The sequence below is a fragment of the Cereibacter sp. Soil_C_27 genome, assembly GCF_057657095.1.
On sequence record NZ_JBDGJD010000001.1, the window covers coordinates 1,239,240 to 1,263,120 of the forward strand.

A 23,881-nucleotide genomic window follows, 5' to 3' on the forward strand; every position below is an offset into this window, starting at 1 on the left:
GTGTCAAGGATCTTGGGCCGCCCCTCGGGGCGGCCTTCCTCATGCCAGCCGCAGTACCGCGTCCCCGGCCCGCATCTCGCCCGTGGCCCGGTCGAAGCGCAGATAGGCGAGACCATGGCCGCCCGACTGGGTATAGAGCACACCCACCGGCTTGCCCTCCGCGACGATTTCGGTCCCGACCGGCGCCGCACCCTCCACGCTGACGCGCGCCAGCCCCTTGCGGAGCTCGGTCTTGTGCTTCATCCGCGCGGTCACTTCCTGCCCGACATAGCAGCCCTTGCGGAAATCCACCCCGTGCAGGCGCTCGAAGCCGGTCTCGAGCAGATAGCTGTCGTCGGGGATCAGCTCGATCCCGGTCTCGGGGATGCACTCGGCGACACGGATCGCGTCCCAGTCGATGGCAGGCTCGCCGCCCGCCGCGCCATAGCCGCGCCAGCCCAAGGTCTCGTGCCGCGGATCGGGCAGGGCGCCCGGCGGTGCCAGCCCCAGCCCGCGCGACACCGCCAGATCGGTCGGCGCGATCTGCACATCGGCGCGCAGCTTGTACATGGTCAGCCGCCGCACCGTCACCTCGGCAAAGTCGGCCTTAATGTCCAGCAGCAGCCGCTCGCCGGTGTTGACCACGAAGAAATCGGCCAGATACTTGCCCTGCGGCGTCAGCAGGGCCGCCCAGACGATGCCGGGGCCTTTCTCCAGCCGCAGCACATCATTGCTCACCATGCCCTGCAGGAAGGGCAGGGCATCCTTGCCCGTCAGCACATGGACGACCCGGTCGCGCGCCACTTCACCCAGCATCCCGTATTCCTTCGGCATTGAATTGCAGACGGTAGAGATCGGCATAGAGCCCGCCACGCGCAAGCAGCTCCTCATGGCTGCCCTGATCCACGACCTGTCCCTTGTCCATCACCACGATCCGGTCGGCCTCGCGCACTGTCGAGAGCCTGTGCGCGATGACCAGCGTGGTGCGGCCCTCACCGAGGCGGCTCAGCGCCTCGGCCACCAGCGTCTCCGACTGCGCGTCGAGCGCCGAGGTCGCCTCGTCCAGCAAGAGCACCGGCGCGTCATGCAGCAGCGCCCGGGCGATCGCCACCCGCTGCCGCTGCCCGCCCGACAGGCCCGAGCCGCGCGGGCCCGCCGCCGTATCGACGCCGAGCGGCAGCGCCTGCAGGAAGTCGCTGACATGCGCCGCATCGAGCGCCGCCCGCAGCCGCTCGTCGCTCACCGCCCGCCCGAGCGTCACGTTCTCGCGCACCGTCTCGTCGAAGAGCGCGGAATCCTGCGAGACCACGGCGAATTGCGCCCGCAGATCGGCAAGCCCCAGCGTCGCGCTGTCCACGCCGTTGAGCAGGATGCGCCCCTCGGCAGGTTCGGCCAGCCCGGTCAGCAGATGGAACACCGTGCTCTTGCCCGCGCCCGAGGCGCCGACCAAGGCCGTCATCCGCCCCGCCCGCGCGGTGAAGCTGAGCCCGCGCAGCACCGGCTGGTCGCCATAGGCGAAGCTGACATTCTCGAGCACGATCTCCGGCGCGCCCGGCGCCGGGCGGGCCGAGGCTGGCGCCCGCGCCACGCTGGGCTCGGTGTCGAACAGCCGGTAGATCCGCTCCAGCGAGGCCGCCGCGATCTGCCAGACGCCCGACAGATCCCCCAGACGCCGCAGCGGCTGGAAGGTCAGCGCCATCGCGGTGAAGAAGGACATGAACTCGCCCGTGGTGCGATCGCCCGCCGCAATCTCGCGCCCACCGAGCATCAGCACGGTGAAGAAACCGATCCCGGTGATGATGTCGATGAGCGCCGGAATACTGGCCCGCCCGACCGCCATCCGCGTCTGCGCCCGCACGATCGTATCGACGATCCGGCTGAAACGCTCGGTCTGATAGCCCTCCATCCGGTTCAGCTTGATCGCCTGGATGCCGTGGAAGATCTCGTCCAGCCGGGTGGAGCGCAGCCCCGACTGCAGCCGCATCTGCTTGGTCTTGCGCCGGATGTAGCGCTGCACCCCGACAGCAGGCAGGATCAGCAGCGGCGCCCCGATCAGGGCGGCCAGCGTCCAGACCGGATCGATCGCCAGCGCCACGGCAAAGAGCGAGAACAGCGCCACCGCATCGCGCCCCAGCCCCATGATCACGCTCGACCAGACACCCTGCACCGCCAGCGTGTCGCCCTGCACCCGCTCCATCAGCGCGCCCGGCGAGTTGGTCTGGAAGAAACCTTGATCCAGCGTCAGGATATGCCGCAGCAGATCCACCTGCATCGCGGTCGAGCTCTTCTGCGCCACCGTCGTCAAAATCGCCTTCGAGGCGACCGAGGTCACGGCGCGGATGGCGAAGAGCCCGAGGATGCCGCAGCCGACCCAGATCAGCAGCCCCTCGCCGCCGGGGGCGAAGACCCGGTCGAACAGCGGCTGGATCAGATAGCTGAGCGCCCCCAGCGTGCTGCCCTCGAGCACGGTAAGCCCGAAAGCCACCGCCATCAGCCCGACATGGCGGCGAAGGTAGCCCCGCCAGAGCCGACCGAACAGACGGCCGGAAGCATAGCGCGGATCCTGGGGTGTGCGGGGCAAGGGACGGCCTTCACGGGGGAGGGCGCAGGCGGCGCCGGTCCCCGCAGGTCTAGCGCGAAAGCCGCGCGGCTTGCAAGGCAGCCCCCTCGCATTGACCTTCGTCAAGCCGCCGCGTAGCCAAGGAGCGCAGCCTTCGGAGAACCTCATGAGCCTTGCCAACGGTCGTCCCTATCTCGCCATTCCCGGTCCCTCCGTCATGCCCGACCGGGTGCTGGCCGCCATGCACCGCGCCGCGCCGAACATCTATGCGGGCGACCTGCACCGTCTGGTCGACAGCCTTTGGCCTGATCTGAAAGCGGTGGCGGGCACCACCCAGAACGTGGCGATCTACATCGGCAACGGTCATGGCGCCTGGGAGGCGGCGAATGCCAATCTCTTCAGCCGGGGCGACCGGGCGCTGGTGCTGGCCTGCGGCCGCTTCGGCATCGGCTGGGCCGAGTCCGCCCGCGCGATGGGCGTCGCTGCCGAGGTGCTGGATTTCGGCAAATCCGCCCCCGTCGATCTCGCCCGCGTCGAGGCGGCGCTGCGGGCCGACGCTGCGCATGAGCTGAAGGCCGTGCTCCTGACCCATGTCGACACATCGACCTCGATCCGCACCGATGTCGCGGCAATCCGCCGGCTGCTCGACACGCTCGGCCATCCGGCGCTCTTGGCGGTGGATTGCATCGCCTCGCTCGGCTGCGACGAATACCGGATGGACGACTGGGGCGCCGATCTCACGGTGGCCGCCAGCCAGAAGGGGCTGATGACGCCGCCCGGTCTCGGCTTCGTCTGGTTCTCCGACCGCGCAAAGGAGCGCTGCCGCGGCTCCGACCTGCGCACGCCCTACTGGGACTGGACGCCGCGCGCGGGAGCCACCGAGTTCTACCAGAACTTCGCCGGCACCGCGCCGACCCACCACCTCTTCGGCCTGCGCGAGGCGCTGGACATGATTGCCGAGGAGGGGCTGGAGCAGGTCTGGGCCCGCCACGACGCGCTGGCGGGCGCCGTCTGGGCTGCCTTCGAGGCCTGGGGCGCAGGCAACCCCGAGATCGGCCTCAACGTCGCCGACCCCGCCTTCCGCGGCCGCTCGGTCACCGCCGCCCGGCTCGGCGCGCCGCATGCCAGCCGGCTGCGCGAATGGACCGAGCATCGCGGCGGGGTGACGCTGGGCATCGGCCTCGGCATGGCGCTGCCGAGCGAGCCCGCCTTTCACGGTTTCCTGCGCGTCGCGCATATGGGGCATGTGAACGCCCACATGACCTTGGGCGCGCTCGCGGTGATGGAGGCCGGCATGGTCGCGCTCGACATTCCGCACGGGCAGGGCGCCCTCGCCGCGGCCGCAGCCCATATCGGCAAGGCCGCGGCACCCCTGACATCTTCCTGGTGACAGGACTCCCGCCGGAGGCGTCTCCGGCGGACCGAGACACTTCCGACTGACGCCTTGCGCGCGAAAGTCTTCTGAAGACTTTCATCAAAACGACAAACGCCCCGCCGATCCGGCGGGGCGTTCGCTTTTCTCGTCGGGCTCGGGCCTCAGCCCACCTTGGCCAGATCGCGCAGCACGTAGTGCAGCACGCCGCCATGCTCGACATATTCGATCTCGATCTCGGTATCGATCCGGCACTTCAGCTCGATGGTCTTCACCGTGCCGTCGCCATAGGTGATGGTGCAGGGCACCATCGACAGCGGCACCAGATCGCCGTCGAGACCCGAGATCGACACGACCTCATCGCCCTTCAGCCCGAGCGACTTGCGGGTGTCGCCGTTGGTGAACTCGAAGGGGATGACCCCCATGCCGACGAGGTTGGAGCGGTGGATGCGCTCGAAGCTCTCGGCGATCACCGCCTTGACGCCCAGGAGCGCCGTGCCCTTGGCCGCCCAGTCGCGGCTGGAGCCCGCGCCGTATTCGATGCCGCCGAAGATCACCAGGGGCGTGCCCGCCTCCTGATAGGCCATCGAGGCGTCGAAGATCGAGGTCTGCTGCCCGTCCGGCCCGAGCGTGTAGCCACCCTCGACACCGGCCAGCATCTCGTTCTTGATGCGGATGTTGGCGAAGGTGCCGCGCATCATCACCTGGTGGTTGCCGCGCCGCGCCCCGTAGGAGTTAAACTCGCGCACCGGCACCTGATGCTCGTTCAGGTAACGGCCGGCCGGGGTGTTCTCCTTGAAGGAGCCCGCGGGCGAGATGTGGTCGGTGGTGATCATGTCGCCCAGAAGCGCCAGCACCCGCGCGCCGGTGATGTTGGAGATCACCCCCGGCTCCCGCGACATGTTGCGGAAGTAGGGCGGGTTCTGGATGTAGGTGGAGCTTGCCGGCCAGTCGTAGGTCTCGGAGTCCGGCGTCTGCACCGCCTGCCACTTCTCGTCGCCCTTGAAGACATCGGCGTATTTCTTCTGGAAGGCGGCGCGGGTCACGGTGGCTTCGACCAGTTCCGCGATCTCGGCATTGGTCGGCCAGACGTCCTTCAGGTAGACCGGCCCATCGGTGCCCATCCCGAGCGGCTCGGTGGTCAGGTCGATGTTCATGTCACCGGCCAGCGCATAGGCCACCACGAGCGGCGGGGAGGCGAGGTAGTTCGCCCGCACGTCCGGGCTGATCCGCCCCTCGAAGTTGCGGTTGCCCGACAGCACCGCCGCCGCCACGAGGTCGCCCTCGTTGATCGCCGCCGAGATCTCCGGCTGCAGCGGACCGGAGTTGCCGATGCAGGTGGTGCAGCCGTAGCCCACGAGGTTGAAGCCGATGGCGTCGAGATCTTCCTGAAGGTTCGCCGCCTCCAGATATTCCGACACGACCTGCGACCCGGGGGCGAGCGAGGTCTTCACCCAGGGCTTGCGGGTCAGACCCAGCGCACGCGCCTTGCGCGCCACCAGACCGGCACCGATCATCACATAGGGGTTCGAGGTGTTGGTGCAGGAGGTGATCGAGGCGATCACCACCTTGCCCGAATGCATGCTGTAGTCCTCGCCCTCGACGGCGACATCCTTGCCCAGCGGACGCTTGAACGAGGCTTCCATCTCGCGGGCGAAGGAGGCCTTCGCGTCGGTCAGCGGCAGGAAGTCCTGCGGGCGCTTCGGGCCCGAGATGGCCGGCACGATCTCGCCCATGTCGAGATGCAGCGTGTCGGTGTAGATCGGGTCGTAGGTCGCATCGCGCCACATGCCGTTCGCCTTGGCATAGGCCTCGACCAGCGCCACGCGGGCTTCGTCACGCCCGGTGTTGCGCAGGTAGCGCAGCGTCTCGTTGTCGATCGGGAAGAAGCCGCAGGTCGCGCCATATTCCGGCGCCATGTTGGCGATGGTCGCGCGGTCGGCCAGCGGCAGACGGTCCAGACCCTCGCCGTAGAACTCGACGAACTTGCCGACGACGCCCTTCTTGCGCAGCATCTGCACGACCTTCAGCACGAGGTCGGTGGCGGTGGTGCCCTCGACCATGGCGCCGGTCAGCTTGAAGCCCACGACCTCGGGGATCAGCATCGACACCGGCTGGCCCAGCATCGCGGCCTCCGCCTCGATCCCGCCCACGCCCCAGCCCAGAACGGCCAGGCCGTTCACCATGGTGGTGTGCGAATCGGTGCCGACCAGCGTATCGGGGTAGGCGACCTGCTGGCCGTCCTGATCGGCGTCGAGCCAGACGGTCTCGGACAGGTATTCGAGGTTCACCTGGTGACAGATGCCAGTGCCCGGCGGCACGACGCGGAAGTTGTTGAACGCCTTCTGGCCCCACTTGAGGAAGGTGTAGCGCTCCATGTTCCGCTCGTATTCGCGGTCCACGTTCAGCTGGAAGGCGCGCGGGTTGCCGAATTCGTCGATCATCACCGAGTGGTCGATGACCAGATCGACCGGGGCGAGCGGGTTGATCTGCTGGGCGTTGCCGCCGAGCCCGAGGATGCCGTCGCGCATCGCTGCGAGGTCGACCACGGCGGGAACGCCGGTGAAGTCCTGCATCAGCACGCGGGCCGGGCGGTAGGCGATCTCGCGCGGGTTCTTGCCGCCGTTCACGCCCCAGTCCGAGAAGGCGCGGATGTCGTCGACGGTGACGGTCTTGCCGTCCTCGAAGCGCAGCATGTTCTCGAGAACGACCTTCAGCGCGGCCGGCAGGCGCGAGAACTGACCGAGCCCGGCAGCTTCCGCGGCGGGAATCGAGTAATAGGCGACGGTGGCGCCGCCCGCGGTCAGGGTCTGGCGGGTCTTCTGGCTGTCGTGTCCGACGGTGACGGTCATACGGGCCTCCTGGCAACGTGGCGAGGTGAATTTGGCTACGGGTTCCGCAGCGTTCATGCCCGACGGGGGCGGATGACGCAAGCGAGCAGGTCCTATGTATGCAATTGTATGCCGAAAATCCAGAGCGAATTTCGTGTCCTTTGCGGCACGCCTGCTGCCCGCATTGCCCTGCACTCGCAAAACCTTGATTGGCGGGGGCGGGGGGCTGCGTCTACAAACGGGAAAGGATGCGGGGGGTCGGGGAATTGAGATGCGAATGATTGTCGGCGCCGCATGCGGCCTCTGGGTTGCGGTTGCAGGCGCGGTTCACGCGCAATCTTCTGCGGTTTCCAGCCGTTCCGAACCCGTTGTCGTGGTGGAGCTGTTCACCTCGCAGGGCTGCGCCTCCTGTCCGCCGGCAGACGAATATCTGGGCATGCTGGCCGCCGATCCGCGCATCATCCCGCTGGCGCTGCATGTCGACTACTGGGATTACATCGGCTGGAAGGACCGCTTCGCCAAGCCGCAGTTCACCGACCGGCAGAAGGCCTATGCCCGCGCGGCAGGCAGTCGCACCATCTACACCCCGCAGATGATCGTCGGCGGCAAGGAGCGGGTCGAGGGGCATCAGCCCGAGCAGCTGGCCATGCTGGTGCAGACCCATCTCGGCGCCGGGCAGCCCGTCTCGCTGCGGCTGGAGCGGTCGGGCGACCTGCTGCAGATCCATGCCGAGGCCGATCCGCCGCTGACCAGCGCGGTGCGGGTGCAGCTGGTGCGCTACCGCCCCAAGGAGACGGTGGATATCGAGACCGGCGAGAATGCGGGCAAGACCGTGACCTACCGCAACATCGTCACCTCCTGGCGGATCGTCGGCGAATGGGGCGGCAAGGCCCCGCTCGAAATGCAGGCCGAGGCCAAGGGCGACGAGCCGGTGGTGGTGATCCTGCAGCACGAGGGCCCGGCCTCGATCCTCGCCGCCGCCGTCCTGCGCTAGGTCTTCTTGCGCGGCGCGCGCCAGCGGCGGTGGATCCAGAACCACTGGTCCAGATGCTTGCGCACCACCGCTTCCAGCGAGTCGTTCAGCGCCTGCGTCATCTCTCCCGCCGTGCCATGCGGGATCGGCGCGTCGATCTGGATCTCGAAATCCAGCCCGTTCTCGGCGCGGATCGCGTAGACCGGCACAAGGAGCGCGTCGTATTTCAGCGCCAGATCCGCCGCCGACAGCGCCGTCATCGCCTCATGCCCGAAGAACTGCAGCGCCACGCCCTCGCGCATGTGCAGGTCGATCAGCATCCCCAGCATCCCGCCCTTGCGCAGGTGCCGCACCATCTCGCCCAAACCCCGCTTGCCGCGTGGGAACAGCGGCTTGCCGATGGTTTCCATCGCGCGGACGTAATGCTCGTTGAAGAAGGCGTTGTTCATCGGGCGGTAGAGCCCGCCGATCGGATAGCCGCGCGCGATCAGCGCGGCGCGGCTCGCCTCGTAATTGCCGAAATGCCCGGTCACCAGCACGACGGGCCGCCCCTCGGCATGGGCCTTGTCCAGCGGCGCCAGTCCCGGGCCGTTCAGCGGATGGGTCACGGCGCGGTCGATGAACTCCTGCCCCGAGTAGATCTCGATCACCGTGCGCCCCACGTTGTCGGGCACCTTGCGCATCAGGCGGCGCACCTCGGCGGCGGGCAGGTCGGGCAGGATCAGCGCGAGATTGTCGCGCACGCGCTTGTGATAGCCCGCCAGCGGCGCGATCACCCGTGACATCACCCAGCCGCAGAGCGGCACGCGCCACCTGTAGGGCAGGGCCAGCAATCCGGCGAAGAGGAGCCGCAGGGCGCGATCTTCCAGCCATGCTCCCGGTCCGGTCTTCTTTCCTGCCATTGGTCCTCAAACGGCGGTGCGCGCCGCCCTTGTCTCGCGATGCCAGACATAGAGACCCGCGGCCACGATCACAAGCGCACCGACCACCGTCCAGCGGTCGGGATATTCGCCGAAGAGCAGGATGCCCCAGAAGGTCGCGAAGATCAGCCCGACATAGCCGAAGGGCGCCACCACCGATGCCTCGGTCATGGTGAAGGCGCGGATCAGGCAGAACTGCCCGCCGGTGCCCAGCAGCGCCAGTCCGACGAAGCCCGCGATATGCTCCGGCGCGATCGGCATCCAGACGAAGGGCAGCGCCGCCGTGGTGACCACCGTGCCCAGAAGCGCGGAATAGATCAGCGAGGTCCAGGCATTCTCGGTCGCGCCCACCTTGCGGGTGGCGATGGCATAGCCTGCATAACAAACCGCGGCGGCCAGCGGCAGCAGGGCGGCCAGCGAGACGACACCCGAGCCAGGCCGGATGATGATCAGCGCCCCCGCCAGTGCCGCACCGATGCCGATCAGCCGCCGAGGCCCGAGCTTCTCGCCCAGAAACAGCGCGGCCCCCAGCGTGATGAGGACCGGGTTGGTGTCCATGATCGCCGTCGCCTCGGCGAGCCCGATGAAGCCGAGGCTGGCAAAGAACAGTGCCGTCGCGCCCAGTTGGAACAGCGATCGCAGCGCCTGCAGCCCCGGATGGCGGGTGCGCAGCAGCGGCCCGAGCCGGTGGAACAGGAACAGGGCCACCATCAGCGTCTGCCCGGTATAGCGCGCCCAGACCGCCTGCAGCGTCGGATAGCCCAGCCGCAGCAGCGATTTGGCCAGCGCGTCCATCGCGGTGAACAGAAGAATCGCCAGCAGCATCCACAGGATGGCGCGGCTGGTGACGGTCAGGCGGGCAGGTGCGGCAGTCATCGGTCGTCCTTCGGTCGCGAAGGGCGTCCGGGCGCCGAGGCTAGTGGCAAGACGGGGCGGGAGCAAGCGCTCCCGCCGCGCTCAGCAGCCGACGGTGGCGCAGATCCGGCGGCGATAGGCCTGATTGGCGGCACTTTCCGCCGTAGCCGGGTCAGGGGCCGCCGCCTCGGCCATGCCCTCGGCCGGGGTGCAGGCCAGCGAGAAATCGGGAGCGAGCCCGGTGTTGACGCAATCGCCGATATCCCAGCCGGGCGGAAGGTCGGTCAGATCGACCTGCTTCCACTTCGGATGGCCCGTGGCCTGGAGCTCGGCGAAGCCGTTGCGGATGATATGGGCGATGTTCGACACCACCCGGCAGCTCTCGCGGTGATAGGCGTTGCGGCGGCGGTCGTATTCATAGGTCATCAGCACCGCCTTCACCGCGATGACATCGACCGGCTCGGTCTGGAACGGGTAAGCCCCCGCCGGGATCACCGTCGGCTGGTAGACCGCCTGCAGCGTCGGGTCCGCGATCGGCACCAGATGGTATTGCGCCCCGTCGATCTCCGGTGCCTGAAACAGCGCGGCAGGGGCGCCGGCCACATAGAAGAAGGCGTCGAGATCGCCCTTCAGCAGGGCTGCCAGCGAGTCGTCCTGATTGAGCATCGCCCGCTCCGCCGGCGCCACCTGCGCGAGATCTAGCACCAGCGAGGCGGTGAGGAAGGTGCCGCTGTCCTCGACCCCGATCGAGACGCGCTTGCCCGCCAGATCCTGAAGCGAGCCGATGTCGCGCCGCGCCAGCAGATGCACCTCTTCGTTGTAGAGCGGGAAGGCGATACGCACCCCCTGCACGGCCCGCGCCACCTCGGGATCGTCGGCGGCGAAAGTCTTAAGATATTCAAGGACATCGGACTGGACGATGCCAAACTGGGTGAAGCGCCGCGCCCGCACGCCGAGGAAGTTTTCCAGCGACCCCGCGCTTTCCCGCACGGTGAGCGACACGCCGCAACGCTCCGCCGAGGCGGCGATGTTGCGCCCGATCTGGATATAGGTGCCCTTCGGCCCGCCGGTGAGGATGTTCGCCTCGAAGGACTGGGCGGCGGCGGGCAGGGCTGGCAGCACGAGGCTGGCAAGAAGCAGCAGAAGGCGGAAAACGGTCACGGTCGATACCTTTCGATGAAAACAGGTCCAGAAATCGGTCGGCAAGTAGGTCGTCAGCAACTCCCCAGATCGCGCACGAGCGAGACGAGCGTCTGGCGGTTGATCGTCTGCAGGCTCTGGCGCAGCGCCTCGGTCGGGCAGGTGCCGCCGGCCAGAAGTTCGCGCAACCGCGCCCGCTCGGCACTGCCCGTCCCCGGCAAGCCGGGCGCGCGGTTGAGTGCCGCCTCGACCACCGCAAGCGCGCGTGGCACGGCGGCAGCCACCTCCGGCTCCGTCGCGGGCAGCGTCACGGCAGGGGGTGTCACGGCGGCCTGCGCCACGGCAGGTTCCACCCGGCCTGCGGAAGCCCGCGCCGCGGCAGGTTCGGGGAGGCTGTCAGAGACCTGCGTCCCCGCACCTTCCACCATCCCCTCTGCCTCCCGCGCAGCCGCAACACCCCGCTCCTGCGCCAAATTCTCCTCCCGCAACGCCGCCTGCCGCTCGCTCAACGTCGCCAGATCCGCATCGAGCCGCGCCTTCTCATCCCGCAACGTGGCTACCTCGTCCGCCAGAGCCTCCCGCTCCCCCGCAGCCTCGGCGTTAGCAGCCTCCACGTCCCGAGCCAGCCGCTCTCGCGCCGCCTCCAACTCCGCGACCTCCGCCTGAAGCGCCTCCCGCGCCGCGCTGCCTTCGGCCCCGGCAGCCTCCACGTCCCGAGCCAGCCGCGCCTTCTCCTCCCCAAGCGCCGCGACTTCAGCCTCCAGCGCCTCCCGTTGCGCAGCCTCAGCGCCGGCAGCCTCCACCTCGGCCGCCAGCCGCGCCTTCTCCTCCCGAAGCGCCGCAACTTCAGCCTCAAGCTGCTCCCGCGCGGTCCCAACCTCCGCTCCGGCAGTCTCCACCTCCCGAGCCAACCGCTGCCGTTCCGTCTCAAGCGCCGCCATGTCGGTCTGGAGCGCCTCCTTCCGCGCCGCTTCTGCGGCTTCGGCGGCCTCGACCTCCCGAGCCAGCCGCTCGCGCTCTCCCTCCAGCCCCGCGACCTCGGCTTGAAGCGCCGCTCGCTTCGCGCCTTCGTCACCAGCGGCCTCGACCTCCGCGGCCAAGCGCACCTTCTCATCTCGCAGCGCCGCAACTTCAGTCTGGAGCGCCTCCCGCTCGGTAGCCTCGGCCCCAGCAGCCTCCACCTCCGCAGCCAGCCGCGCCTTCTCCTCCCGGAGCGCCGCGACCTCGGCGTCCAGCGTCTCACGCCCGGCAGCCTCGGCTCCAGCGGCCTCCAGCTCCTGCGCCAGCCGCTGCCGCTCGGCCCCAAGCTCTGCAACCTCAGCCTCCAACGCGGCTTTCCGCGCCGCAACCTCGCCCCCGGCGCTCTCCACCTCCCGCGCCAGTCGCTCCCGTTCCGCCTCCAGCCCAGCGACCTCCGCGCCGAGCGCCTCCCGTCGTGTCGCGCCCTCGGCCTCGACCTCTCCGGCAACCCGTGCCCGCTCTTCGGTCAGCGCCGCCAGCGAGGCCTCCGCGCTCTTGATGTCCGCCGCCAGTTTCGTCGCATAAGCTTCTGCTTCCGAACGCGTCTTCTCCGTCGCTTCCCGCAGCGCCACCGCCTCCGCTTCCGCCGCATTGCGCGCCGTCAGAGCCGCGTCCCGAGCCTGCGTGCTCTCGGCCAGCGCCTGCGTCAGCGCGCCAACTTCGGCCTCCAGCGCCACCCGCTGTTCGCCCTGCGCGGCAAGCTCCGCCCGGCTTTCATCCAGCGCCGCGCCGAGGCCCTCCAGCTCCACCTGCACCGCCGCCTGCCGCTCCGCCAGTTCGGCAAGCTCGGTCGCGGCCGTCTCGCGTTCGGCGCGCAGGCCTGTCAGCTCGGATTTGCCCTGCGCGATCGTCTCGCTCAGCGAGTCGAGCTCCGCCCCCAGTGCCGCACGCCGCTCGGCCTGCGTCGCGAGCTCGCCGGTGCCCCTGTCGATCTGCGCCAGCGTCGCGCCCAGCCGGTCCTCGGCCGCGTTCTGCGCCGAGCGGTCGTTGGCGGCGGCCAGAACCGCAGTCTCGGCCTGCTGCGCCTCGCGCTGCAGCGCCGCCAGCGAGGCCGCGACCGTGGCCAGCATCGCCTGCCGCTCCCGGATCGCCCTGTCCAGCGTCTCGGCCCGGGCCGCCCGCTCGGCCAGCGCCGCCTCATCCGCCTCCCGCCGCGTCTCGGCCTCGGCAGCCACCCGCGCCGTTTCGGTTCTCACCCGCTCCAGATCGGCCTGCGCCGTCGTCATCGCGTCGAGGTCGGGCCGCGCCTGCCGCGTCGCCCGGATCGCGGCCATGATCCGGCTCTGCTCCGCCTCCAGCTCGGCCAGTTCGCGCGCCGCCCGCACCTCGCGCCGGGCGAGGAGGGCGAGGCGGCTTTCCACCTGTTCCTGACTGGTCCGCGTCTTCTCCAGCCGCGTGAGCTCGCGCCGCCGTTCGCTGGTCAGCGACGAGATGCTGGATTCCAGCTCCTCGATCTCGTCCTCCAGAAGCGCGATGATGCTGTGGTAGGAGCTTTCCGCGGCAGGGGACGTGAGCGCGGGGGCGCCGTCCTGTGGCAGGGCGGCTTCGGGAAGCCCTGCGGTGCACAGGGCGACGAAAACCATGCGGCTGCGTAAAGACATTGCTGATCATCCGGCTAATTCAAGAATTAATGACAGAAATGATCGCACAGATTGTATGGTCCGTCGATTGACCGCTCCTGCGCGAATCCGGCCTGGATGCACGTGAAGGAGGGCGTGCAACCCTCGGATGCGGCGAGCGGAATTGGCCAAGACGTGTCGAGGCGCCGATAGGGGTAGCCGGGCCTACCCCCTACCTCAAAAAGGATGATGCCCCGCGCGGACGGACCGGCGGGGCATCGGATGGGTATCGGGCGAAAGCCGGGCTTTCGCGGGGGCGGCTCTCAGAACGGGATCTCGTCGTCGATGTCGTTGCGCCGTGCGCCGCCGCCCGAAGAGCCGCCGCGCGACGCGCCGCCGGAACTGGCGCCGCCCTCGTAATTGTCGTAGCCGCCACGATCCTCATAGCCGCCCGAGCCGCTGCCCGCGCCGCCGCCGCCCGAAGCGTCGCCGCGCCCGCCAAGCAGGGTCAGCTCGCCGCGGAACGGCCGGATGACGATCTCGGTGGTGTAGCGGTCGGCGCCCGACTGATCCTGCCACTTGCGCGTCTCGAGCTGGCCCTCGACATAGACGGTCGAGCCCTTGCGCAGATACTGCTCGGCGATCTTGGCGATGTTCTCGTTGAAGATCGCGACCGAGTGCCATTCGGTCCGCTCCTTGCGCTCGCCGCTGGCCTTGTCGCGCCAGGTCTCCGAGGTGGCGATCCGCAGGTTCACCACCTTGCCGCCATTCTGAAAGCTGCGCACCTCAGGGTCGCGACCGAGGTTGCCGATGATGATGACCTTGTTGACCGAGCCTGCCATGTCGTCCTCCGAATCCCGATTTTCGTCCTGATTTTGCCGGGCAGCTTCGCCCGGACTGGTTAACAAATGCCTATATCGTGCCCTTCCGGCCCGCACCACCCCGCAGATGCGCCGGGCCTTTCCGGGGGCGGGAGCCGCCGGTCGCCCGAAGGTTGCGCGCAAAACTCTGGCGCCGTTCGAGAAAAAACGTATAGTCACGCCAAGGGATAATGAAGGCGACACATTATGCGGCGGCTGATTGGTGCGGTTTTCGTTACGGCTCTCTCCATGGGTGCAACAGTTTATACGGCGGGGCCGGTCACGGCCCAGGGGCTCACGCTCTCCGAATCCACCAAGAACCGCGGCAGCCTGTTCAAGTCGCAGGTCCGCCTGCTCGACAGCCGTCTGTCGCGACAATACGAGAGCTCGGCGCGGCTGAAGCCCAAGGTTCCCGTGGTGCCGGACGCGCCGGTGCGCAGCTATTCCGGGCGCTACAAGGGCGAATACCTCGAAGTGGCCAAGGCCGCCGCCCGCAAGCACGGCATTCCCGAGAACCTCTTCCTGCGGCTGGTGCAGCAGGAATCCGGCTGGAACCCCGGCGCGGTCTCACCCAAGGGGGCGACGGGGCTGGCGCAGCTCATGCCGGGCACGGCGCAGCTGCTGCGGGTCGACATCCTGAACCCGCACGAGAACCTCGAGGGCGGGGCGCGCTATCTGAAGATGATGTATTCCAAGTTCGGCACATGGCAGCTGGCGCTCGCCGCCTACAACGCCGGCCCCGGCGCGGTCGAGAAGCACGCGGGCATTCCGCCCTATGCCGAGACCAAGAACTACGTTCAGGTGATCTGGGGCCGCTGAGGGCGGCGACGAAAAAGGGGGCCGCGGCCCCCTTCGTCATTCCAGCACGCCGGCGGCGCTGATCCGGGTCTTGCCGCCAAGATAGGGGTGCAGCACCTCGGGCAGCTCGACCGAACCATCCTCCTGCTGTCCGTTCTCCAGCACCGCGATCAGGCAGCGCCCCACGGCGAGGCCGGAGCCGTTCAGCGTGTGGACGAACTCGGGCTTCTCGCCAACGGGGCGGAAGCGGGCGTTCATCCGGCGGGCCTGGAAATCGCCGCAGACCGAGACCGAGGAGATCTCGCGGTAGGTGTTCTGACCGGGCAGCCAGACTTCCAGATCATGGGTCTTCTGCGCGCCGAAGCCCATGTCTCCGGTGCAGAGCACGATCGTGCGATAGGGCAGGCCGAGCTTTTCCAGGATCGCCTCGGCGCAGCGGGTCATGCGGTCGTGTTCGGCGAGGCTGGTGTCGGGGGTGGTGATCGACACCATCTCCACCTTCTCGAACTGGTGCTGGCGCAGCATGCCGGAGGTGTCCTTGCCGGCGGAGCCCGCTTCGGAGCGGAAGCACTGGCTGAGGGCGGTCATGCGGATCGGCAGGCTCGCCGCCTCGAGGATGTCGCCCGCGACGGTGTTGGTCAGCGTGACCTCGGAGGTGGGGATCAGCCACCAGCCGTTGGTGGTCTGGTAGCTGTCCTCGGCGAATTTAGGCAGCTGGTTCGTGCCATACATCGCCTCTTCCTTGACGAGGACCGGGGTCCACATCTCGGTCAGGCCGTGCTCGGCCACGTGGGTGTCGAGCATGAACTGGGCCAGCGCGCGGTGGAGGCGGACGACGGCGCCTTTCAGCACGACGAAGCGCGAGCCGGAGAGTTTGGCGGCGGTGGCGAAATCCATGCCGGGTTTCACGGCGGGGATGTCGAAATGTTCGCGCGGGGCGAAGTTGAAGCCGCGCGGCGTGCCCCAGCGGCGGAGCTCGACGTTTTCCGACTCGTCGCGGCCCACGGGGACGTCGGGGTGGGGCAGGTTGGGGATCGTCAGCAGGAGGTCGCGCAGTTTCGCGTCCTCGGCGTTCGCCTCTTCGGTGAGGCGGGCGATCTCGGCCTTCTTGTCGGCGACGAGGGCGCGCAGCCGTTCGAATTCGGCATCGTTGCCGGCGGCTTTCGCGGCGCCGACTTCCTTGCTGGCCCGGTTCTGTTCGGCGGCGGCGGTCTCGGCAGCGAGGATCTTGCCGCGGCGGGCCTCGTCGAGGGCGAGGATCTCGCGCGACTGACCCGGCAGGTTCCGGCGGGCAAGGGCGGCGTCGAAAGCTGCGGGGTTTTCGCGGATCGCGCGGATGTCGTGCATGTCAGACCTCGGGGTTCTTGTCCGGGGCAAGGTATGCCCGATTGCGGGGCTCAGGTGAACCGGGAATTTTCACGCGTGAAACGACGGTTAAGCCGCTGTAATCGCAGGAATACCCGCAATCTGTTAACGAATTGGCAACTTCTGCCGCATCGGCTGCGGGTCAGACTGCTTTCTTCGCTGCGGCGGCGCCCGGCGCCCGGAACGCACTGTCCGAGGCGCGGTGCCGGACCGTGACGAGGGTGCCGGGGCCGGCATCGGCGGTGCCGACGGTCGCGTCGAGCTGGGTGATCAGCGCCTTGACGATGCTGGTGCCGAGGCCGGGCTTGGCGTCCGCGGCGCTGCCGGGCATGCCGATGCCGTCGTCGGTGACGGTCAGCGTCCAGTCTTCGCCCTCGGAGCGGAAATCGAGGGTGATGCGTCCGCTGCGCTGCCCGGGGAAGGCGTGTTTCAGGGCATTGATCACCAGCTCGGTGACGATCAGCCCGAGGTTCAGCGAGACTTCGGCCTTCACCACGCTGCCATCGACCACGGCTTCGAGGATCACCGAGTCGCGGTCGCGGATCATCGAGGAGCCGATGCTGCGGCAGAGATTGGTGAAATAGGGCCGCAGCTCCACATCCTCGACCTGCGCCGCGGAGAGCTGCGATTGCAGGGCTGCGACCGACATCACCCGGTTGTGCGCGTCATAGAGATGGGTGCGGGGTTCATCGGATTGCACCCGCTTGGCGCTCTGCATCAGCACGCTGGCGATGATCTGCAGGCTGTTGGCGACGCGGTGCTGCAATTCGGCCATCAGCGTGGCCTTGTCGCGCATCAGATCCGCGTTGTGGGCATCGCGGGCCCTCGCCTCGGTCTGGTCGGAGACGGAGAGGAGCACCAGCGTCCGGCCCTCGCTGCCCTGTTCCAGCCGATGCGCATTCACCAGAAGCTTGCGGATCGGCTGGCCGGGCCGGCGCAGGTCCATCTCGTAATCCTCCACCGCCGCTGCACCGGAGGCGGTGACCTGCAGCAGCGACTCGAGCTGGGGGTTATCCCATTCGCCGCTCCCCAGCGCCGAGACCTTCAGCCCGGTGATAGAATCGGGTCGATGCGGAAGGCGCGGCAGAAGGAGCGGCTGGCGGCGACAACCGCCAGATCGCTGTTCAGGAGCAACAGCGGCGCATCCGAGGTCAGGATGACGGCGAGCGCCAGATCCACGGAGAGATCGGCAGGCGAGGGCGACGCGGGCATTTGAAGGTCTTCCTGCGCAAACGCACAAAATGGGACACGCGCAGCAGGCGCCGGAGACTCCGGGGCCGCCGCAGAAGGAGTCGAACTGCAGGGAAGGGACGCAAGATGCAGCTACGGTCTACCACGCTTCGCCGCAGCGCGCAGGTTTGTTTTGCGGAAGCCGCCGCCGCGTTGTCGCATCCGTGACTTCCGTTGCGCCAGCGGGGATTGTAGATCCACAGGGGTTCGCTTGCCTTCCAATCCCCCCGTGGATAGGGTGCGCCACCGAATTTCGGGGGGAAACCCCGGTGAACCAAGAGGACGATTCATGTTTGTGACCCCCGCTTATGCACAGGCCGCCGGTGGCGCTGCCGGCGCTTTCACCAGTTTCGTGCCGCTGATCCTGATCTTCGCGATCATGTATTTCCTGCTGATCCGTCCGCAGCAGAAGAAGTTGAAAGAGCACAAGCTCATGGTCGAGGCGCTGCGTCGCGGCGATCAGGTCGTGACCGGCGGCGGCATCATCGGCAAGGTCGCCAAGGTCCATGAGGACGGCGTCGTCGAAGTCGAGATTGCCGAGGGCGTGAAGGTGCGGGTGATGAAAGCCACCATCGTGCAAGTCATGTCCAAGACCGAACCCGCCGCCTGAACCGGACCTGACCGATGATCTACATCCCGCTCTGGAAACGCCTTCTGATCTGGGCGATCTGCGCCCTCGGCATCGCCTATGCCGTGCCGAACATGTTCTATACGCGGGTGGAGGGTCATAACGATGCGGTCGCGGCCATCGAGGTGGCCGGTGGCACCGCCACTGCCGAACAGGAAGCGGCAGTGGCCCAATGGCCCAGCTGGCTTCCGTCGGAGCTGGTGAACCTCGGCCTCGACCTGCGGGGCGGGGCGCATCTGCTGGCGGAAGTCCAGGTCGCCGATGTCTATGCCAACCGGATCGACGCCATGTGGCCGGACGTGCGCGATGCGCTGCGTCCGCTGCGCGACACGGTGGGCAACGTCCGCCGCCAGCCCTCGCCGCCCGGCGTGCTGCGGGTGGCGATCTCCAACCCCGAGGCGATGCCGCAGGCGCTGGAGGCGGTGCGTGCGCTGGCCCAGCCGATGGTCTCGCTGACAGGGGTGGGGCAGAACGATCTGGAAGTGACGGCAGAGGGCGATACGATCGTCGTGCAGCTGTCGCCCGCCGAACGCGCCGCGACCGACACGCGCACCATCCAGCAGAGCCTCGAGATCATCCGTCGCCGGGTGGACGAGGTGGGCACGCGCGAGCCGACGATCCAGCGGCAGGGCGATGACCGCATCCTGATCCAGGTGCCGGGCATCGGCTCGGCGGCGGATCTGAAGGCGCTGATCGGCACAACGGCCAAGCTCACCTTCAATCCGGTGGTCAACCGCACCACCGACGCCGGGGCCAACCCCGGGCCGCGCAACCTGCTGCTGCCCGCCGCAGACGAGCCGGGCGCCTATTACATCATCGAGAACACGCCGGTCGTCACCGGCGAGGATCTGGTCGATGCGCAGCCCGCCTTCGACCAGAACAACCGCCCGGCGGTCAGCTTCCGCTTCGATCCGACCGGCGCGCGCCGGTTCGGCGACTACACCGCCAACAACATCGGCGCCCCCTTCGCCATCGTGCTCGACGGCGAGGTGATCTCGGCCCCGGTGATCCAGAGCCATATCCCGGGCGGATCGGGCATCATCACCGGCAGCTTCACGGTCGAGGAGTCGTCGGAGCTGGCGATCCTGCTGCGCGCGGGCGCGCTGCCCGCCGAGATGACCTGGCTGGAAGAGCGGACCATCGGGCCGGAACTGGGGCAGGACAGCATCGATGCGGGGTCGCGTGCCTCGGTGATCGGGATGATCGCGGTCGTGCTGTTCATGGTCGCCTGCTACGGCTGGTTCGGCATGATGGCCAATGTGGCGCTGGCGATCAACATCGCCATGATCTTCGCGCTTCTGTCGGTGATCGGGGCAACGTTGACGCTGCCCGGGATCGCCGGCATCGTGCTGACCATGGGCATGGCAGTCGATGCCAACGTGCTGATCTTCGAGCGTATCCGCGAGGAGATCCGGCAGGGCAAGGGACCGGCGCGGGCGATCGAGATCGGCTTCGACAAGGCGCTGTCGGCCATCGTCGACAGCAACATCACGGCGATCCTGACGGCGGTCATCATGTTCTGGATCGGCTCGGGTCCGGTGCGCGGCTTTGCCGTGACGCTGGGGATCGGGGTGCTGACCTCGATGTTCACCGCCGTCTACGTGACCCGGCTCATCATCGCGACCTGGCTGGCGTTCCGGCGCCCCAAGTCCATCGTCGTGTAAGGGAAGACCCATGCGTCTGAAACTCGTTCCCGAAAAGACCAGCATCGACTTCTTCCGCTGGCAATATGTCACCTTCGGCGCCTCGGTGGTGGCGATGGTCCTGTCGCTGCTGGCGGTGGCGGTGTTCGGGCTGAACTTCGGCATCGACTTCCGCGGCGGCACGACGATCCGCACCGAGTCGACGCAGGCGGTGGATGTCGGCACCTATCGCGACGCGATGCAGACGCTGGATCTGGGCGACGTGACCATCTCGGAGGTGTTCGACCCGACCTTCGGGCCGGATCAGCATGTCGCGATGATCCGCATCGAGGCGCAGGACGGCGACGAGGCGATCACGCCCGAGGTGATCGGCGCGATCGAGACGGCGCTCAGGGCGGTCGATCCGGCGATCACCTTCCCGTCGGTGGAATCGGTGGGGCCGAAGGTGTCGGCCGAGCTGATCTGGTCGGCGCTCCTGGCGGTGGCGGCGGGGTCGGCGGGGATCTGGATCTATGTCTGGCTGCGGTTCGAGTGGCAGTTCGCCGTGGGGACGGTGGCGGCGCTGATCCATGACGTGCTGCTGACGGTGGGGATCTTCGCGGTCTTCCAGCTGAAGTTCGACCTGACCATCGTGGCGGCGCTGCTGACCATCCTCGGCTATTCGGTGAACGACACGGTGGTGATCTTCGACAGGCTTCGAGAGAACCTGCCGAAATACAAGAAGATGCCGCTGCGCGACCTGATGAACCTGACCACGAACGAGACGCTGAGCCGGACGATCATGACGGCGCTGACGACGCTGATCGCGCTGACCTCGCTTTTGGTCTTCGGCGGCGACGTGCTGCGCGGCTTCGTCTTTGCGATGATGTTCGGCGTGGTGGTCGGGACCTATTCGACGCTCTATGTCGCCAAGAACATCGTGCTGATGCTGGGCGTGGACCGGAGTGGGCCGAAGCAGGACTCGGCTGCGGGCACGCGCTTTGCCGAGGCGGAGAACTGAGGAGGCGGCGGTGCAGCTGACCGAAATCACCTATGACGAGGCCATGCCGATCGAGGGCTACGGCCCGGGCTTCTTCCGCATCGGCGGTCAGCGGCTGGAGGGCGCCTGCCTGATCTCGCCCTGGGGGGCGGGGACCTGGGGCGGGCTCGAGGATACCGAGACGCCCCTGGCGCTGAAGGGGCGGATCGACGTTCTCTTTGTCGGGATGGGCGGCGATGTCGCCCATGCACCGAAGGCATTCCGCGACACGATGGAGGCGGCGGGCATGGGGGTGGAGGTGATGTCCTCGCCCGCGGCCTGCCGGACCTACAACGTGCTCTTGTCGGAGGGGCGGCGGATCGCCGTCCTGCTGCTGCCGGTCTGAGCTTCCCGTAACGAAAAAGATGCGCTAGGGCAGGGCGATGGACCTGACAGTCACCGACCTTGCCTGCGCCCGTGGCGGCGTCACCGTGCTGGAGCGTGTGGGCTTCACGCTCGGCGCGGGGCGGGCGCTGATCCTGCGCGGGCCGAACGGCATCGGCAAGACGACGCTTCTGCGCACGCTGGCCGGGTTGCAGCCGGCGGTGGCGGGGCGGATCTCGATGCCGCCGGAGGTCATCGCCTATGCCGCCCATGCCGACGGGCTGAAGGCGACGCTGACGGTCACCGAGAACCTGAGCTTCTGGGCTGCGGTCTACGGCACGCGCGACGTGGCGGGGGCCGTGGCGCGGATGAACCTCGGCGCGCTGGCCGACCGGCAGGCGCAGAACCTGAGCGCCGGGCAGAAACGCCGGCTGGGCCTCGCGCGGCTCTTGGTGACGGGGCGGCCCCTCTGGATGCTGGACGAGCCCACCGTCTCGCTCGACGCGGCCTCGGTGGCGCTCTTCGGCGATGTGGTGCGGGCGCATCTGGCCGAGGGCGGCTCGGCGCTGATTGCCACGCATATCGAATTGGGGCTGGAGGCGGAGGTGCTGGACCTGACGCCGTTCCGTGCCGAGCTGCGGCCCGAGTTGGCGGCCGACGATCCGTTCGGCGGGGATTTCGCATGATCGCCCTTCTGCTGCGCGACCTGCGGCTGGCGATCCGGGCCGGCGGCGGCTTCGGTCTCGGGCTGGCCTTCTTTTTGCTGGTGGCGGTGCTGGTGCCGCTGGGCGTCGGGCCGGAGCCTGCGACGCTGGCGAAGATCGCGCCGGGGATCCTCTGGGTCGGCGCGCTGCTCGCCTGCCTTCTGTCGCTGGACCGGATCTTCGCGCTCGATTTCGAGGATGGCTCGCTCGATCTTCTGGCCACGGCGCCGATGCCGCTGGAGGGGGCCGTTGCGGTGAAATCGCTGGCGCATTGGGCGGTCACCGGCCTGCCGCTGACGCTGGCCTCGCCGGTGCTGGCGCTGCTTTTGAACCTGCCGCCGCAGGGCTATCTCTGGCTCGTCGCCTCGCTGGCGCTCGGCACCCCGGCGCTGTCGGTGATCGGCGCTTTCGGCGCGGCGCTGACCGTGGGGCTGAAGCGCGGCGGGCTGCTTCTGAGCCTGCTGGTGCTGCCGCTGTATGTGCCGACGCTGATCTTCGGCGCCGAGGTGGTGAAGCGCGGCGCGGCGGGGCTGGAGGTCGGCGCGCCGCTGTTGCTGCTGGCCGGTCTGACGCTGGGCGTGACGGCATTGCTGCCCTTCGCCTCTGCTGCGGCAATCCGCGTCAACCTTCGGTGAAAGCAGCATGCTAGGCTTGCATCAGAAGCCGGGAGGCCCTAGTCGGAACGCCATGTCGATCTGGGAATATGCCAATCCGAAGAGGTTCATGACGACCTCCGCCGCCGCCCTTCCCTGGGTGAGCGCACTGACCGTGATCTGCCTTGCGACGGGGCTGGTCTGGGGCTTCTTCTTCACCCCTGACGACTACAAGCAGGGCTCCACCGTCAAGATCATCTACCTGCATGTGCCCGCCGCGCTGATGGCAATCAATGCCTGGCTGATGATGCTGGTGACCTCGCTGATCTGGCTGATCCGGCGGCACCATGTCTCGGCGCTGGCGGCCAAGGCCGCGGCGCCGATCGGGCTGACCTTCACGCTGGTGGCGCTGGTGACCGGCGCGGTCTGGGGCCAGCCGATGTGGGGGACCTGGTGGGCCTGGGACCCGCGGCTGACCTCGTTCCTGATCCTCGGGCTGTTCTATCTGGGCTATATCGCGCTCTGGCAGGCGATCGACACGCCGGATACGGCGGCGGATCTCACCTCGGTGCTCTGCCTCGTGGGCTCGGTCTTCGCGCTTCTGAGCCGCTATGCGGTGAACTTCTGGAATCAGGGGCTGCATCAGGGCGCCTCGCTGAGCCTCGACAAGGAAGAGAACGTGTCGGATGTGTTCTATTTTCCGCTGCTCCTGTGCATTGCGGGCTTCGTCGCGCTGTTCGTGACACTGGTGCTGCTCCGCACCCGGACCGAGATCCGCGTGCGCCGGGTGCAGGCGCTGCTGGCGCGGGACCGGATGGCATGATGCCCGATCTCGGCAAATACGCGGCTGCGGTGCTGACGGCCTACGGGGCCAGCATCGGGCTGATCCTCGTGCTGATCGGCGCGAGCCTCTGGCGCGGTGCGCGGGTGCGCCGGATATTGCGCGATCTGGAAGAACGGCAGGCGAAACGGAATGGCTAAGGTTCTGATGCTGGCCCCCCCGGTGATCTTCGCCGGGCTGGCGGCGATGTTCTACATCGGCATGCAGCGCGACGACCCGGACGGGCTGCCCTCGGTCTTGACCGGCAAGGCGGCGCCTGCGGTGCAGCTGGAGCCGTTGGGGCCGGAGGCGCCCTTCACCGACGAGAGCCTGCGTGCGCCTGGGGTGAAGCTGGTGAACTACTGGGCGAGCTGGTGCGCGCCCTGCCGGGCCGAGCATCCCTCGCTGACCGCGCTGGCGGCGGAAGGCATTCCGATCCTCGGGGTGAACTACAAGGACAAGCCCGAGAACGCGATGGGCTTCCTCGACGAGCTGGGCAACCCCTTCGCCGGGATGGGCGCCGATGCCTCGGGGCGGATGGCGCTGGATTGGGGCGTCTATGGCGTGCCCGAGACCTATGTGATCGACGGCGAGGGCAAGATCGTTCTGCGCTTTGCCGGGCCGATCACCGAGCGGTCGCTGAACGACACGATCCGCCCGGCGCTGGCCGAAGCCGCGGGGAACTGAGG

General features: G+C 68.2%; 23 protein-coding genes. 12 read left to right on the forward strand and 11 right to left on the reverse strand.

Going from position 1 to position 23,881, the window contains the following annotated elements:
* Nucleotides 1-39 precede the first annotated feature (39 nt).
* On the reverse strand, nucleotides 40-795 hold the full coding sequence (ygfZ, locus tag AC3A5Z_RS06100) for a CAF17-like 4Fe-4S cluster assembly/insertion protein YgfZ (RefSeq protein ID WP_487518453.1): 756 nt from the start codon (nucleotides 793-795) through the stop codon (nucleotides 40-42).
* On the reverse strand, nucleotides 785-2,560 hold the full coding sequence (locus tag AC3A5Z_RS06105) for an ABC transporter ATP-binding protein (RefSeq protein WP_487518454.1): 1,776 nt from the start codon (nucleotides 2,558-2,560) through the stop codon (nucleotides 785-787). Before AC3A5Z_RS06105 ends, ygfZ begins: the two co-directional genes overlap by 11 nt.
* Nucleotides 2,561-2,705: 145 nt before the next feature.
* Here AC3A5Z_RS06105 and AC3A5Z_RS06110 point away from each other — a divergent pair, with 145 nt between their 5' ends.
* Nucleotides 2,706-3,929 (forward strand): pyridoxal-phosphate-dependent aminotransferase family protein, encoded by a 1,224-nt coding sequence (locus AC3A5Z_RS06110; protein WP_487518455.1) that lies wholly within the window; start codon nucleotides 2,706-2,708, stop codon nucleotides 3,927-3,929.
* 146 nt (nucleotides 3,930-4,075) lie between these two features.
* On the opposite strand, the gene acnA is transcribed toward AC3A5Z_RS06110, so the two are convergent.
* The gene (acnA, locus tag AC3A5Z_RS06115; protein WP_487518456.1) at nucleotides 4,076-6,763 is read right to left on the reverse strand and encodes an aconitate hydratase AcnA; all 2,688 of its coding nucleotides are present in this window, start codon (nucleotides 6,761-6,763) and stop codon (nucleotides 4,076-4,078) included.
* A gap of 244 nt (nucleotides 6,764-7,007) precedes the next feature.
* Here acnA and AC3A5Z_RS06120 point away from each other — a divergent pair, with 244 nt between their 5' ends.
* Nucleotides 7,008-7,736, forward strand: a complete 729-nt coding sequence (locus AC3A5Z_RS06120; RefSeq protein WP_487518649.1) for a DUF1223 domain-containing protein — start codon at nucleotides 7,008-7,010, stop codon at nucleotides 7,734-7,736.
* On the opposite strand, the gene AC3A5Z_RS06125 is transcribed toward AC3A5Z_RS06120, so the two are convergent.
* The 5 genes from AC3A5Z_RS06125 to ssb form a co-directional block, all read right to left on the reverse strand.
* Nucleotides 7,733-8,617, reverse strand: a complete 885-nt coding sequence (locus AC3A5Z_RS06125) for a lysophospholipid acyltransferase family protein (RefSeq protein ID WP_487518457.1) — start codon at nucleotides 8,615-8,617, stop codon at nucleotides 7,733-7,735. The genes AC3A5Z_RS06120 and AC3A5Z_RS06125 overlap by 4 nt on opposite strands.
* Before the next feature lie 6 nt (nucleotides 8,618-8,623).
* A complete protein-coding gene (locus AC3A5Z_RS06130) occupies nucleotides 8,624-9,511 on the reverse strand; it encodes a DMT family transporter (protein ID WP_487518458.1) in 888 nt (295 codons plus the stop codon).
* An 81-nt stretch (nucleotides 9,512-9,592) separates the two neighbouring features.
* A complete protein-coding gene (locus tag AC3A5Z_RS06135; protein WP_487518459.1) occupies nucleotides 9,593-10,651 on the reverse strand; it encodes a TAXI family TRAP transporter solute-binding subunit in 1,059 nt (352 codons plus the stop codon).
* A 53-nt stretch (nucleotides 10,652-10,704) separates the two neighbouring features.
* Nucleotides 10,705-13,233, reverse strand: coding sequence for a coiled-coil domain-containing protein (locus AC3A5Z_RS06140; RefSeq protein ID WP_487518460.1), 2,529 nt, complete (start codon nucleotides 13,231-13,233; stop codon nucleotides 10,705-10,707).
* A gap of 299 nt (nucleotides 13,234-13,532) precedes the next feature.
* Nucleotides 13,533-14,051: a single-stranded DNA-binding protein gene (gene ssb / locus AC3A5Z_RS06145; RefSeq protein WP_487518461.1), complete on the reverse strand. Its 519-nt coding sequence runs from the start codon at nucleotides 14,049-14,051 to the stop codon at nucleotides 13,533-13,535.
* A 225-nt stretch (nucleotides 14,052-14,276) separates the two neighbouring features.
* Here ssb and AC3A5Z_RS06150 point away from each other — a divergent pair, with 225 nt between their 5' ends.
* A complete protein-coding gene (locus AC3A5Z_RS06150; protein WP_487518462.1) occupies nucleotides 14,277-14,888 on the forward strand; it encodes a lytic transglycosylase domain-containing protein in 612 nt (203 codons plus the stop codon).
* Nucleotides 14,889-14,924: 36 nt separating this feature from the next.
* Here the strand turns inward: AC3A5Z_RS06150 and serS are convergent, their stop codons facing one another.
* The 3 genes from serS to AC3A5Z_RS06165 all read right to left on the reverse strand — a co-directional run bounded on the left by serS (nucleotide 14,925) and on the right by AC3A5Z_RS06165 (nucleotide 17,444).
* Nucleotides 14,925-16,214, reverse strand: coding sequence for a serine--tRNA ligase (gene serS, locus AC3A5Z_RS06155; protein WP_487518463.1), 1,290 nt, complete (start codon nucleotides 16,212-16,214; stop codon nucleotides 14,925-14,927).
* A 160-nt stretch (nucleotides 16,215-16,374) separates the two neighbouring features.
* Nucleotides 16,375-17,178 carry a sensor histidine kinase gene (locus AC3A5Z_RS06160; protein ID WP_487518464.1) on the reverse strand — a complete coding sequence of 268 codons (804 nt, stop codon included), beginning with the start codon at nucleotides 17,176-17,178 and terminating at the stop codon, nucleotides 16,375-16,377.
* Between the two features lie 98 nt (nucleotides 17,179-17,276).
* Nucleotides 17,277-17,444 carry a hypothetical protein gene (locus AC3A5Z_RS06165; RefSeq protein WP_487518465.1) on the reverse strand — a complete coding sequence of 56 codons (168 nt, stop codon included), beginning with the start codon at nucleotides 17,442-17,444 and terminating at the stop codon, nucleotides 17,277-17,279.
* Between the two features lie 307 nt (nucleotides 17,445-17,751).
* Between AC3A5Z_RS06165 and yajC the strand changes: the two genes are divergently transcribed.
* The 9 genes from yajC to AC3A5Z_RS06210 are packed head-to-tail and all read left to right on the forward strand — an operon-like array spanning nucleotide 17,752 to nucleotide 23,879.
* Entirely contained in the window at nucleotides 17,752-18,072 is a 321-nt protein-coding gene (yajC, locus tag AC3A5Z_RS06170) for a preprotein translocase subunit YajC (RefSeq protein ID WP_487518466.1), read from the forward strand.
* A 14-nt stretch (nucleotides 18,073-18,086) separates the two neighbouring features.
* On the forward strand, nucleotides 18,087-19,754 hold the full coding sequence (gene secD, locus AC3A5Z_RS06175) for a protein translocase subunit SecD (RefSeq protein ID WP_487518467.1): 1,668 nt from the start codon (nucleotides 18,087-18,089) through the stop codon (nucleotides 19,752-19,754).
* Between the two features lie 10 nt (nucleotides 19,755-19,764).
* On the forward strand, nucleotides 19,765-20,733 hold the full coding sequence (secF, locus tag AC3A5Z_RS06180; RefSeq protein WP_487518468.1) for a protein translocase subunit SecF: 969 nt from the start codon (nucleotides 19,765-19,767) through the stop codon (nucleotides 20,731-20,733).
* 10 nt (nucleotides 20,734-20,743) lie between these two features.
* Nucleotides 20,744-21,097: an Mth938-like domain-containing protein gene (locus AC3A5Z_RS06185; protein WP_487518469.1), complete on the forward strand. Its 354-nt coding sequence runs from the start codon at nucleotides 20,744-20,746 to the stop codon at nucleotides 21,095-21,097.
* Between the two features lie 37 nt (nucleotides 21,098-21,134).
* Nucleotides 21,135-21,761 carry a heme ABC exporter ATP-binding protein CcmA gene (gene ccmA, locus AC3A5Z_RS06190; protein WP_487518470.1) on the forward strand — a complete coding sequence of 209 codons (627 nt, stop codon included), beginning with the start codon at nucleotides 21,135-21,137 and terminating at the stop codon, nucleotides 21,759-21,761.
* Nucleotides 21,758-22,414, forward strand: coding sequence for a heme exporter protein CcmB (ccmB, locus tag AC3A5Z_RS06195; RefSeq protein ID WP_487518471.1), 657 nt, complete (start codon nucleotides 21,758-21,760; stop codon nucleotides 22,412-22,414). Before ccmA ends, ccmB begins: the two co-directional genes overlap by 4 nt.
* Nucleotides 22,415-22,466: 52 nt before the next feature.
* Nucleotides 22,467-23,195, forward strand: a complete 729-nt coding sequence (locus tag AC3A5Z_RS06200; protein WP_487518472.1) for a heme ABC transporter permease — start codon at nucleotides 22,467-22,469, stop codon at nucleotides 23,193-23,195.
* Nucleotides 23,192-23,353, forward strand: a complete 162-nt coding sequence (ccmD, locus tag AC3A5Z_RS06205; RefSeq protein WP_487518473.1) for a heme exporter protein CcmD — start codon at nucleotides 23,192-23,194, stop codon at nucleotides 23,351-23,353. Before AC3A5Z_RS06200 ends, ccmD begins: the two co-directional genes overlap by 4 nt.
* Nucleotides 23,346-23,879 carry a DsbE family thiol:disulfide interchange protein gene (locus AC3A5Z_RS06210; RefSeq protein WP_487518474.1) on the forward strand — a complete coding sequence of 178 codons (534 nt, stop codon included), beginning with the start codon at nucleotides 23,346-23,348 and terminating at the stop codon, nucleotides 23,877-23,879. The genes ccmD and AC3A5Z_RS06210 overlap by 8 nt, the downstream gene beginning before the upstream one ends.
* Nucleotides 23,880-23,881 lie beyond the last annotated feature (2 nt).

Bases quoted from the DNA above. Each gene is read 5' to 3' on its own strand.
- AC3A5Z_RS06130 (WP_487518458.1), bottom strand. From the start codon at position 9,511: ATGACTGCCGCACCTGCCCGCCTGACCGTCACCAGCCGCGCCATCCTG.
- AC3A5Z_RS06150 (WP_487518462.1), top strand. From the start codon at position 14,277: ATGCGGCGGCTGATTGGTGCGGTTTTCGTTACGGCTCTCTCCATGGGT.
- ygfZ (WP_487518453.1), bottom strand. From the start codon at position 795: ATGCTGGGTGAAGTGGCGCGCGACCGGGTCGTCCATGTGCTGACGGGC.
- AC3A5Z_RS06165 (WP_487518465.1), bottom strand. From the start codon at position 17,444: ATGCCCGCGTCGCCCTCGCCTGCCGATCTCTCCGTGGATCTGGCGCTC.
- ccmD (WP_487518473.1), top strand. From the start codon at position 23,192: ATGATGCCCGATCTCGGCAAATACGCGGCTGCGGTGCTGACGGCCTAC.
- ccmB (WP_487518471.1), top strand. From the start codon at position 21,758: ATGATCGCCCTTCTGCTGCGCGACCTGCGGCTGGCGATCCGGGCCGGC.
- acnA (WP_487518456.1), bottom strand. From the start codon at position 6,763: ATGACCGTCACCGTCGGACACGACAGCCAGAAGACCCGCCAGACCCTG.
- ccmA (WP_487518470.1), top strand. From the start codon at position 21,135: ATGGACCTGACAGTCACCGACCTTGCCTGCGCCCGTGGCGGCGTCACC.
- AC3A5Z_RS06210 (WP_487518474.1), top strand. From the start codon at position 23,346: ATGGCTAAGGTTCTGATGCTGGCCCCCCCGGTGATCTTCGCCGGGCTG.
- secF (WP_487518468.1), top strand. From the start codon at position 19,765: ATGCGTCTGAAACTCGTTCCCGAAAAGACCAGCATCGACTTCTTCCGC.
- AC3A5Z_RS06125 (WP_487518457.1), bottom strand. From the start codon at position 8,617: ATGGCAGGAAAGAAGACCGGACCGGGAGCATGGCTGGAAGATCGCGCC.
- ssb (WP_487518461.1), bottom strand. From the start codon at position 14,051: ATGGCAGGCTCGGTCAACAAGGTCATCATCATCGGCAACCTCGGTCGC.
- secD (WP_487518467.1), top strand. From the start codon at position 18,087: ATGATCTACATCCCGCTCTGGAAACGCCTTCTGATCTGGGCGATCTGC.
- AC3A5Z_RS06160 (WP_487518464.1), bottom strand. From the start codon at position 17,178: ATGGACCTGCGCCGGCCCGGCCAGCCGATCCGCAAGCTTCTGGTGAAT.
- AC3A5Z_RS06110 (WP_487518455.1), top strand. From the start codon at position 2,706: ATGAGCCTTGCCAACGGTCGTCCCTATCTCGCCATTCCCGGTCCCTCC.
- yajC (WP_487518466.1), top strand. From the start codon at position 17,752: ATGTTTGTGACCCCCGCTTATGCACAGGCCGCCGGTGGCGCTGCCGGC.
- AC3A5Z_RS06200 (WP_487518472.1), top strand. From the start codon at position 22,467: ATGTCGATCTGGGAATATGCCAATCCGAAGAGGTTCATGACGACCTCC.
- AC3A5Z_RS06140 (WP_487518460.1), bottom strand. From the start codon at position 13,233: ATGGTTTTCGTCGCCCTGTGCACCGCAGGGCTTCCCGAAGCCGCCCTG.
- serS (WP_487518463.1), bottom strand. From the start codon at position 16,214: ATGCACGACATCCGCGCGATCCGCGAAAACCCCGCAGCTTTCGACGCC.